Here is a 9,475-nt window from a genome sequence, read left to right on the forward strand (position 1 = left end):
ACGGGGGCTCGCGCGAAATCGAGGCTGCTACCGCGCCGCCTCGACAGAGGTCGACAGCTCGGCGAGATCGAGCAGCACGAAGGCGCCGCGGCGGCGTTCGAGCAGGCCCGCCCGCTCCATCCGGTTCAGCTCGCGCGTGACCGCCTCGCGATGCGTGCTGACGCGCGCGGCGATCTCCGCATGCGTCGGAACGGGCGAGATCACGCCGCGATTCTCGCCGCCGGCGTCGCTGCGCGCCAGCCGCAGCAATTCCGCATGAATGCGCCCGCGCACGTCGAGATTGGTGAATTCATTCACGCGCGTCGTGAGACGGCGCACCTCGGACGTCAGCGTCTCCAGCACGCGGTCGCAGACCTCGGGATAGCGATGAATGACCTCGCGGAACGTCGTCGGGCTCATGCGGGCGATGACCGTATCGGTGATCGCATGGATCGCCGCCGAGCGCGGCTTGCCGTCGAGAGCGGAGAGCTCGCCGAAGAATTCGCCCTCCTCGATGACGCGCAGCATCAGATCCTTGCCGGCGACGCTCTGGATCGACACGCGCACGTCGCCATAGGCCACGAAATAAATATCGGCGCTGTCGTCCTTATAATTGAGGATGCATTCCTTCTCCCGGGCGCGGCGCCACACGCAACGCGCGTCGAGCTGCGCGATCTCCTCCGCTGGCAGCGAGCGAAATAAACTAACGCGTGCAAGAGTCTGGTTTTTCCGTATCATGCGCCGCGTTCCTGAAATTGCGCCATTATATCGTTCCCAAGGATGATCCATGCCGGTTTCGAGTGTCAACTTCGATCTCGAGCGCAAGACTCGGCTCACCACCGGCCTCATTCTCTTCACTTATGCGGCCTGCCATTTCATCTCTCACGCGACCGGGCTGTTCTTTCTCGACAACCTTCAGGCGATCGGCCACGACGTCATCCTCGCTCCCTGGCGCACGCGCTTCGGCGTCGCCCTGCTGCTGACGTGCTTCACGATTCACATGTCGCTCGGCCTCTATGCGCTCTATCGCCGGCGCCATTTGCGCATGCCGGCGATAGAGGCCTGGCAGCTCGCCCTCGGCCTCACCATTCCGCTGCTGCTCGCGCCCCATGTCACCGACACGCGCGTCGCCGTGCTCGCCTTCGGATTGGAGGATTCCTACTTTCGCATCCTCTATCATTTTTGGATCACCGATCCGACGATCGGCCTGCCGCGGCAATTTCTGCTGATGGTGTTCATCTGGACGCATGGCTGCATCGGCATTCACATGTGGTTGCGCTATCGCGACTGGTATCGGCGGCGCCAGACGCTGTTTCTGCTGCTCGCGCTCGCTTTGCCGGCGCTCGCAATCGCCGGCCTGCTCAATTCCGGCTGGGAGCTCATTCTGCGCGCCTATATGGACGAGAGCGTCATCGAGGCGCATGGGCCGCCGGCGAAGGGATCGCCCCATGCGCAGGTTCCGGCCGCGCTCGCCGCGATCATCCTCGATCTGCAGGTCGGCTATCTCGTGCTGCTCGCCGGCGTCCTGCTGCTGCGCGCCGCGCGCAATCTTCGCGAGCGTGTGTTCGACACTGTGCGCATCGACTATCGCGACGGGCGCAGCGTCCGCGCGCCCTATGGATTTTCCGTGCTGGAGGCCAGCCGTTTCGAGGGCATTCCGCACGCCTCCGTCTGCGGCGGACGCGCGCGCTGCTCCACCTGCCGCATTCGCGTGCTCTATGGCGAGGCGGATCTGCCGCCGCCGAGCCCCGCGGAGCTCGCGACATTGCGGCGCATCGGCGCGCCGGCGGGCGTGCGCCTCGCCTGCCAGACGCGGCCGCGCTGCGATCTCGGCGTCTATCCCATGCTCCCGGCGGACAAGCCGCTCGACGGCTTGCGCGTGCTGCTCGACCAGGGCCGCGAGATTTTCGTGACGGCGATGTTCGTCGATCTGCGCGATTCGACCAAGCTCGCCGCCAATCGCCTTCCCTATGACGCGATCTATATCGTGGACGCCTATATTCGCGCGACGACAAACGCCATTTTGGCGGAGGGCGGACATGTGACGAGCGTCGCCGGCGACGGCGTCATGAGCCTGTTTCGCCTCGACGGCGACGCCGGCGAGGGCGCCCGCGCCGCATTGCGCGCGGCGCGCGGCGTCTGGCGCGCGATCCGCCGCGTCAGCCGCGAATTCGCCCATGATCTCGACGCGCCGCTCGCCTTCGGCGTCGGGCTGCACAGCGGGCTCTCGATCGTCGGCGCCGTCGGTCCCTCGGATCGGCAGTCGCTGCAATTTCTGGGCGACACCGGCAATATCGCGGCGCGGCTCGAGGCGTTGACGAAGGAGACCGATTGCGTGGCGCTGGTGTCGTCGCAGACCTGCGCCGCCGCGGAGCTGCGGCCGCCGCACGCCGTCATCGAGGCGCCGATCTGCGGCCGCGACGAGACGCTCGCCGCCTTCCCGTTCCAGCGGCTCGGGGATTTCGAACGCTGGCTGGCGAGCGGCGAGCGGGCTTCCGTCTGAGCGGCCGGCCGACAGGCTCAATAGTCGTAGGGGCAAGCGATCTCTGTTCCGTCGGCGTTCGCGCAGGTGCAGCCGCCGAGCGACAGCGCCGCGGCGCCGAGAGCGAGGCCCAAAATCAGCGTGAGCGTTTTCGCGCGCAGATCCGTCAAAAATCGAAAAGCGGAAAGGTCGAGCTTCATTGTCGTTCCCCCTGGTGGTCGGTGAAGTCGTCGTGTTCGCCGGGCGTTGCCGACGTCGCCGTTCTCGCCCGGACCGCGGCTCGAAGATGTGGCGAAAGTCACGAGTCACGGCGATGCGTCGGTCGGCGGCGTCTCCGCCGCGCCTGGCCCCCGAATTTGCATTGCTCTGGCGCGTCGGACGAGCGCATAGGGCCTCGTCCGGCATAATCGGGCCGTCGCCGAGCTATGCGCGGCGAAGCCCTCGGAGATCACAGGCGCCATGGCCGATATCGCTCGATCGCTGCTCGCTTTCCTCTGCTTCATTCTCGTCGCCTTCGCGGTGAGCGAGGATCGGCGGCGCATTCCCTGGCGCGTCGTTCTCGGCGGGCTGGCGCTGCAATTGGCCGTGGCGCTGGTCCTCGTGCATTTTCCGCCGGCGAGGCGGGCGGTGATGCTCGCCAATGACGCCGCCGACGCCTTGCAGAGGGCGACCGAGGCAGGGTCGGGCTTCGTCTTCGGCTATCTCGGCGGCGGCCCGACGCCCTTCGAGGAGAAGACGCCGGGCGCCGGCTTCATTCTCGCCTTCAAGGCCCTGCCGATGGTGCTGACCATATCGGCGCTTGCCTCGCTGCTCTTCTATTGGGGCGTCTTGCAGCGGATCGCCGGGGGCTTCGCTTGGGCGTTGCGGCGTTCCATGGGGCTCTCCGGCGCGCTGGCGCTGGGCGCGGCGGTTCATATCTTCGTCGGCATGATCGAGGCGCCGCTGCTGATCCGCCCCTATCTCGCACGCATGCAGCGCGGCGAATTATTCGCGCTGATGAGCTGCGGAATGGCCGGCGTCGCCGGCACGGTGATGGTCATTTATGCGGGTTTCGTCGCGCCCTTCCTGCCGGACGCGCTCGGCCATATCCTCATCGCCTCGGTGATCGCCACGCCGGCGGCGATCGCCGTCGCCGCGGTCATGTCGCCCTGGGACATCTATAAGGAGAATGCGGAAGCGCAGCTCGTCGTGGAGAATCCGCCGACCGGCGCCTTCGACGCCATCGTCAAGGGCGTCGCCGACGGCGTCGGGCCGCTGGTCGGCATCGTCAGCGTGCTGCTGACGACGATCGCGCTGGTGTCGCTGGTCAATATGGCGCTGGCGCATCTGCCGCAGATCGGCGGCGAGACGCCGAGCCTGCAAATGGCTTTCGCCCTGGCCTTTCGTCCCGTCGTCTGGCTGATCGGCGTGCCCTGGAGCGAGACGCCGGCGGCCGCCTCGCTCATGGCGACGAAGACGGTGATCAATGAATTCGTCGCCTATCGCGACATGAGCGGCCTCGGCGTCGAGACGCTCTCGCCGAGAAGCCGGCTGATCCTCACCTATGCGCTGTGCGGCTTCGCCAATTTCGGCAGCATGGGCATTCTCGTCGGCGGGCTGAATGTGATGCTGCCGGGCCGGCGCGCGGAGGTCACGCGTCTCGGCCTGCGCTCCATCCTGTCCGGCACGCTCGCCACCTGCATGAGCGCCACGGTCGCCGGGCTGCTCTATGGCGGCTGAGCGAGGCGGCGGCCGCCGTCAGAAGCAGCCCTGGGCCTTCAGCTGCACGAGCCAGGCGCCGCATTCCGATCCGCCGCGGCGATGCTCGCGCGGGCCCCGGCCCCATTCATCCTCATATTCGTGACGATGGCGCTCCCGGGCGCGCTCGTGACGCACGCAATCATTGTAGTTGTTCTGCATCGCGAGACACAGCGGCACATTGGGCCCGGCCCAGGCCGCCTGCGGGGCGAAGCCGCCCGCAACCGAGACGCCCGCCGCCACGACCAGGGAGAGAAGAGAGATGCGCGCCATTCCTCGAAACCTTTCTGTTGAAGGCAGGTCTAACAGATTCGCTCAGGCCGAAACAGCGCGGCGCCGCCGCCGCCAGCGGATGAAGCCGGTGACATAGAGAAAGGCGGGCGCGAGGCCGGCGAGGAAGATGACGGCCTGGCCGCCGAGGCCGAAGGCCTCGCCCGAATGGAGCGGCAGCAGCCATTCGAGGAAGCGCTCGCCGGCGCTGAAGGCGCTGCGATCCTCGGTGAACAGAACCTGCCCGCTGAACCGGTCGATCGTCACCCTGTTGCGGCCATTGGCGTGATTGGGCTCCTCCGGCGCGCGCATGGAGACGACATAGACGCCCTTCTCGTTCGCCGGCAGGCTGAAACCCGTCGGCGCGGCGCCCGGAAAGCTGCGCTCGGCGATGCGCAGCGCGGCGTCGAGGCCGATCGGCTCGCGATCGGCGATCGGCCGCGACGCCAATCCGCGCGGCGCCTCGCGCACGCTCGAGAACAGGCGCACGAGATCGCGTCCCGGCTGGCGGAAGACGAAAAAGCAGCCGGAGGTCAGCGAGCAGCACAGAACGACGGCGACGACGGCGCCGACGACCCGGTGGAGATCGAAAATTCGCCGCTCCGCGCTCGCCTTGCGCTTTATCGCGAAGGCCAGCCGCCATTGGCCCGGCCGCGGCCACCACAGCACGATTCCGAGGAGCATGGACGGCAGCAGGACGAGCGCCGGGCCGCCGACCAGCCAGGAGCGATCCGAGCCTTGCCAGAGAGTGTAATGAAGGCTGCGGACCGAGTTGAAGAAGAATTGGCGGATTTCGTCGTCGCCTCGCTTGATCGCGCGGTCGCCGGTCGCCTTCGTCGTATAGGGATCGATGAAGAGACGGTGCGTTTCCGTGACGTCGTCCGCGTCCCGCAGCCGGTAGGAGAGCGAGACGACGCCGTCTCTGCCACGCGGCATGGCCATGAAGCTCGGCGTCGCGCCCGGCGGCAGATCGGCGATGGCCGCCGCATAGATCTCGTCGAGCGAGGCGTATGGCGCGTCGGCGGACGGCGGCGTCGAGCGCAGCAGATGCGGATGCAGCGCCGCGTCGATCTGCGGCGCGAAGGACAGGATCGCGCCGGTGAGGCCCACGACGACGAAGATCGCGCCGAGGATCAAGCCGGTCCAGCGGTGAAAAGCGAGAAAGAGCCGCCGGGCGAGCAGCCGCCGGGACATCTCGGCGGGGACGCCCGCTTCGGCGGCGCGTGGCGCCGTGATCGTGTCATTGGTCATGATGGCCTCCTCGAAAATCTCGTCCGCTCGCGCTGCGGGGGTGAGGCCGCCACGCCGAGAGGAGATGCAAATTGCTTCCGCCGCTCGTCGAAGTTTCCGAGACGTTACCGTGGAAATCAAGCGTCTCGAGAAAAATTCTGCTCTATTGCATCTCGCGGCGGAAACTGCTTTTCCTCTCCGCCATCGTTCGCATCCTGGAAAAACGTCGCGCAGCCCTTGCTCCGCCGCCTGCGCGGCGACCGGGGCGCTCCGTCGAGGCGTATCGAAAGCATGCGCTTTTCCGCGGCGGCGAGGCGATAAGTAGATAAATGTTTCGGCAGGCCTATTGCCGAAATCTCCCGAGAGGTCGCCGCCCGGACGCCGCCATAATCCCACGACATTCAAGTCATAGTGACATATCGGAACGAGGCTGCTGGCGCGCCGACGATAATGCGGCCGTCGGAAAATCTGATCGTTGCATAGATGTAACGAGATATACGGTGAAGATGGTTTCGACAGCTGCGCTGGCTCCGCCGCGCGAGGGCTCACCAAGACGACAGGACATTCGATGCGCGTGTTGATTGTCGAGGATCAGGCCGAGATCGCCGCTCTGCTGGCGGAGAAAGTGCTTCATGCGGGCTTCTCCGCCGATATCGTCGGCGCCGTCGCGGAGGCGCGTGCGGCCATAGAGGCGCGCGATTACAGCGTCATGCTGCTCGACCGGCGGCTGCCGGACGGCGATGGCGTCTCGATCATCCGCTCCGTGCGCGAGGCGCGGCCGAACATGCGCGTTCTGATGCTCACCGCCATGCGCGGCATAGACGAGATGATCGACGGCCTCGACGCGGGCGCGGATGATTATCTCACCAAGCCTTTCGACCCCGAGGAGCTGATGGCGCGCATTCGCGCCGTTCTGCGGCGTCCCGGGCCACAGACGGCGCCGTCGGTGCGGGTCGGCGGGCTCAGCTTCGAGCTCGACGAGCAGAGGGGCTTCGTCAATGGCCGCCTGTTTCTGGCGCCGAAGCTGGAGCTGATTCTGCTCGGCGCGCTGATGCGCCGCGCCGGACTCGCGGTGACGCGCGCCGATCTGCTCGAGGAGATCTATGGCGTGCAGGGCGCGGATCAGGCCGATGCGCTGAAGATGCTGATCCATCGCTTGCGCCAGCGTCTGAAGAATCAGGGCGCGAAGGCGGATATCCACGCGGCCCGCGGCATCGGCTATCTCATTCGGAGCGCCGACGAATGAAATTCACGCAATCGCTTTCCGCCCGGCTCGTCTTCTACTGGATTCTGGGCTCCTTCGTCGCCTATTTCACGCTGCCGGTGACGGTGTTCCTGCCGCTCTCCGCATTTCATATCGGCGACAGCTCCAATTCCAGCCTCGAGAGCTGGACGACGAAACGGTCGAAGGAAATTTTGACCGGCGCATTGCGCAGAGGCGAGGGCGGCGCGCTCATCGTGGAGCGGACTCCGGCCTTGCTGCGCCAGCTCGAGCGCAATCCGCGATTTCGCTTCGCCATTCTCGAACGTGCGACCGGCAAGCTCGTCGCGGGCTCCGACGACGGGCTGTTCACGGCGCTCGGCCGCTCCGGCGTCGACAGCTATAGCGGCCTATTCCACGTCTCAGACGACCCCGATCCCAATGCGCGCGGCTTCGTGCGTTCCGTCGACACGGCCTTCGGCAAGCTCACCATCGCCACTTATGGCGCGTTGTTCCATTGGGACGACGCGCTCTGGCAGCTGTTGAATTTTTTCTCGCTCAATAATTTCATCGCCTTCCTGCCACTCGGCACGGCGGCGGCGCTGGTCGCGAGCCTCGTCGTGCGGCGCTCGCTCGCGCCGCTGCGCGCCGCGACGGTCGAGGCGGCGGCGATCACGGTCGATTCGCTGCACAAGCCGCTCGGAGCCAAAGGCATGCCGATCGAGATCACGCCCTTCGTGGAGGCGGTCAATGGCGCCATCGCGCGCGTCGAGGAAGGCGTCGCCGCGCAGAGGCGCTTCACCGCCAACGCCGCGCATGAGCTGCGCACGCCGATCACCGTGCTGCGGGCGCGCGTCGCCAAGCTCGACGCGTCCGATCTCAAGCGCGAGATCACCTGCGACGTGCGGCGCATCCAGACGATCGTCGATCAATTGCTGGTTCTGGCGCAGGCGCGCGAGCGTCGCTGCGACATGCGTCTTTGCGTGGACCTCGGCGCGACGGCGCTGAAGGTGGCGGCCGATTTCATGCCGGTGGCGATCGACGCGAAAAAGGAGATCGCGTTCGAGGGGCCCGAGGAGCCGATCATGGTTCGCGGATTTCCCTGGGCGATCGAGAGCGTGCTCGGCAATCTCGTCGAGAATGCTCTGCGCGCCGAGCCGGAGGGCGGGACGGTGATCGTGCGCGTCGGCGCGGACGCCCGCGTGGACGTCGTCGATCACGGAAGCGGCGTCGCGCCGCAGGATCGCAGGCTGATATTCGAGCCCTTCTGGCGCAAGGAGGAGACGACGTCGGGCACAGGATTGGGCCTCGCCATCGTCAAGGAATTGGCGCGCGAGCTCGATGGCGAGATTCGCGTCGCCGACACGCCCGGCGGCGGCGCGACATTCGTCGTCGGCTTTCGCCCCTTCCCGCCCCGCGCGGCGAGCGCGATCGGCGCGCAGCAAGTCGAGGAGGCGCGCTGACCCCCGCGAATATGCGAGACCGACAGACTCGTCTTACGTCGTTTCGCCGCATCGGCCGCGATGAGCGCGGCCTCATCGTGAATGTTGCAATTTAGTAACACGCATATTTATTCGTTGGCCGATCGATGCGCGCTCTTGTCACGAGTGGCGAGGGTTGGTAACATTTCTGTGATCTTTTGGCATTCGCGGCGGAATACCAAATATGTTCGGACGTTGGTTGGCCATTTTTGCGCTCTCATGCGCCCTGCTGCTGCAGGGCGTCGCGCCTTCGGCCGCCTCCGCGCGCGCGGATGGGAGCGACGGCGTCTCTATCGGCTGCCGTCTCGCCGACGGCGGCGAAGCGCCCGCCGACGCGCATCATTCCAGCCATTGCAAGCATTGTGTCCTCTGCACCGCGGCGATTCTCGCGATTGTCGCCGCGGCGATGCGGCTCGCGCCTTTTCCGCCTGTCGCGACGCCCGCGCCGGCAGCCGATCGGCTCACCTCGTTTTTTATCGCCGGACGTAAGCCGCCTTCCCACGCGCCACCCCGTTTCTCCTGACGTTCGTCGGCCGATCTCGGCCGAAGTCGATGGAAAACGCCGGCCCTATCGCGGCCGCCCGGGGGGGAATCATGTCTCGTTATCTGTTTCGCGGCGGCGCGTCCGTCGCTGCGCTGACGCTTGCCGTCATCTCGCCGCTCTGCGCTTTCGCGCAGGAGGCGCTTCCTGAAATCGAGGTGAGCGGAGAAGGCGGCGGCACATCGTCCGGGCCGGCGCGGGCCGCTGCCGAAAAGTCCTTTTCCAAGGCCATTCCCGACAATATTCCCGCCGTCGTCCATACGGTGACGGCCGCCAAGATCGCCGAGACGGTCAACGCCACCACGGCGATCGAGATGCTGCGCTATGCGCCGAGCCTCGACATGTCGGCGAAATTCCCCGGCGACCGCTTCCAGAGCATGACCGGCCGCACCATTGGTCCGTTCGAGCCGCAGAGGCAGCTCGTCTATAAGGACGGGATGCTCATCTCGGCGCTGTTCGGCACCAGCGAGCATACGCCCAAATATTCGATGATCGTGCCCGAGGAGGTGTCGCGCATCGACGTCATGTACGGGCCCTATTCGGCGCTCTACTCC

10 protein-coding genes are annotated in these 9,475 nt (G+C 66.4%); 6 read left to right on the forward strand and 4 right to left on the reverse strand.

Annotated elements, in window-relative coordinates; translation table 11 throughout:
* Nucleotides 1-27: 27 nt before the first annotated feature.
* A complete protein-coding gene (locus VIF40_RS05800; RefSeq protein WP_331936569.1) occupies nucleotides 28-717 on the reverse strand; it encodes a Crp/Fnr family transcriptional regulator in 690 nt (229 codons plus the stop codon).
* 49 nt (nucleotides 718-766) lie between these two features.
* Between VIF40_RS05800 and VIF40_RS05805 the strand changes: the two genes are divergently transcribed.
* A complete protein-coding gene (locus VIF40_RS05805) occupies nucleotides 767-2,482 on the forward strand; it encodes an adenylate/guanylate cyclase domain-containing protein (RefSeq protein WP_331936570.1) in 1,716 nt (571 codons plus the stop codon).
* A gap of 17 nt (nucleotides 2,483-2,499) precedes the next feature.
* On the opposite strand, the gene VIF40_RS05810 is transcribed toward VIF40_RS05805, so the two are convergent.
* On the reverse strand, nucleotides 2,500-2,661 hold the full coding sequence (locus VIF40_RS05810; protein ID WP_331936571.1) for a hypothetical protein: 162 nt from the start codon (nucleotides 2,659-2,661) through the stop codon (nucleotides 2,500-2,502).
* A 259-nt stretch (nucleotides 2,662-2,920) separates the two neighbouring features.
* Here VIF40_RS05810 and VIF40_RS05815 point away from each other — a divergent pair, with 259 nt between their 5' ends.
* Nucleotides 2,921-4,180, forward strand: a complete 1,260-nt coding sequence (locus VIF40_RS05815; RefSeq protein WP_331936572.1) for a NupC/NupG family nucleoside CNT transporter — start codon at nucleotides 2,921-2,923, stop codon at nucleotides 4,178-4,180.
* An 18-nt stretch (nucleotides 4,181-4,198) separates the two neighbouring features.
* Here the strand turns inward: VIF40_RS05815 and VIF40_RS05820 are convergent, their stop codons facing one another.
* A complete protein-coding gene (locus VIF40_RS05820; protein ID WP_331936573.1) occupies nucleotides 4,199-4,471 on the reverse strand; it encodes a hypothetical protein in 273 nt (90 codons plus the stop codon).
* Nucleotides 4,472-4,513: 42 nt separating this feature from the next.
* Nucleotides 4,514-5,719 carry a PepSY-associated TM helix domain-containing protein gene (locus VIF40_RS05825; RefSeq protein ID WP_331936574.1) on the reverse strand — a complete coding sequence of 402 codons (1,206 nt, stop codon included), beginning with the start codon at nucleotides 5,717-5,719 and terminating at the stop codon, nucleotides 4,514-4,516.
* Nucleotides 5,720-6,266: 547 nt separating this feature from the next.
* Between VIF40_RS05825 and VIF40_RS05830 the strand changes: the two genes are divergently transcribed.
* The 4 genes from VIF40_RS05830 to VIF40_RS05845 all read left to right on the forward strand — a co-directional run.
* Nucleotides 6,267-6,944, forward strand: coding sequence for a response regulator transcription factor (locus VIF40_RS05830; RefSeq protein ID WP_331936575.1), 678 nt, complete (start codon nucleotides 6,267-6,269; stop codon nucleotides 6,942-6,944).
* Entirely contained in the window at nucleotides 6,941-8,362 is a 1,422-nt protein-coding gene (locus VIF40_RS05835; protein ID WP_331936576.1) for a HAMP domain-containing sensor histidine kinase, read from the forward strand. The genes VIF40_RS05830 and VIF40_RS05835 overlap by 4 nt, the downstream gene beginning before the upstream one ends.
* 202 nt (nucleotides 8,363-8,564) lie before the next feature.
* Nucleotides 8,565-8,903 (forward strand): DUF2946 family protein, encoded by a 339-nt coding sequence (locus VIF40_RS05840; protein WP_331936577.1) that lies wholly within the window; start codon nucleotides 8,565-8,567, stop codon nucleotides 8,901-8,903.
* 71 nt (nucleotides 8,904-8,974) lie between these two features.
* Nucleotides 8,975-9,475, forward strand: a 501-nt coding sequence (locus VIF40_RS05845; protein WP_331936578.1) for a Plug domain-containing protein, incomplete at its 3' end; no start/stop codon positions are given.

Origin of the sequence: Methylosinus sp. (assembly GCF_036560965.1) — a bacterium.
Classification (GTDB): domain Bacteria; phylum Pseudomonadota; class Alphaproteobacteria; order Rhizobiales; family Beijerinckiaceae; genus Methylosinus.

Bases quoted from the DNA above. Each gene is read 5' to 3' on its own strand.
- VIF40_RS05800 (WP_331936569.1), bottom strand. From the start codon at position 717: ATGATACGGAAAAACCAGACTCTTGCACGCGTTAGTTTATTTCGCTCG.
- VIF40_RS05805 (WP_331936570.1), top strand. From the start codon at position 767: ATGCCGGTTTCGAGTGTCAACTTCGATCTCGAGCGCAAGACTCGGCTC.
- VIF40_RS05810 (WP_331936571.1), bottom strand. From the start codon at position 2,661: ATGAAGCTCGACCTTTCCGCTTTTCGATTTTTGACGGATCTGCGCGCG.
- VIF40_RS05815 (WP_331936572.1), top strand. From the start codon at position 2,921: ATGGCCGATATCGCTCGATCGCTGCTCGCTTTCCTCTGCTTCATTCTC.
- VIF40_RS05820 (WP_331936573.1), bottom strand. From the start codon at position 4,471: ATGGCGCGCATCTCTCTTCTCTCCCTGGTCGTGGCGGCGGGCGTCTCG.
- VIF40_RS05825 (WP_331936574.1), bottom strand. From the start codon at position 5,719: ATGACCAATGACACGATCACGGCGCCACGCGCCGCCGAAGCGGGCGTC.
- VIF40_RS05830 (WP_331936575.1), top strand. From the start codon at position 6,267: ATGCGCGTGTTGATTGTCGAGGATCAGGCCGAGATCGCCGCTCTGCTG.
- VIF40_RS05835 (WP_331936576.1), top strand. From the start codon at position 6,941: ATGAAATTCACGCAATCGCTTTCCGCCCGGCTCGTCTTCTACTGGATT.
- VIF40_RS05840 (WP_331936577.1), top strand. From the start codon at position 8,565: ATGTTCGGACGTTGGTTGGCCATTTTTGCGCTCTCATGCGCCCTGCTG.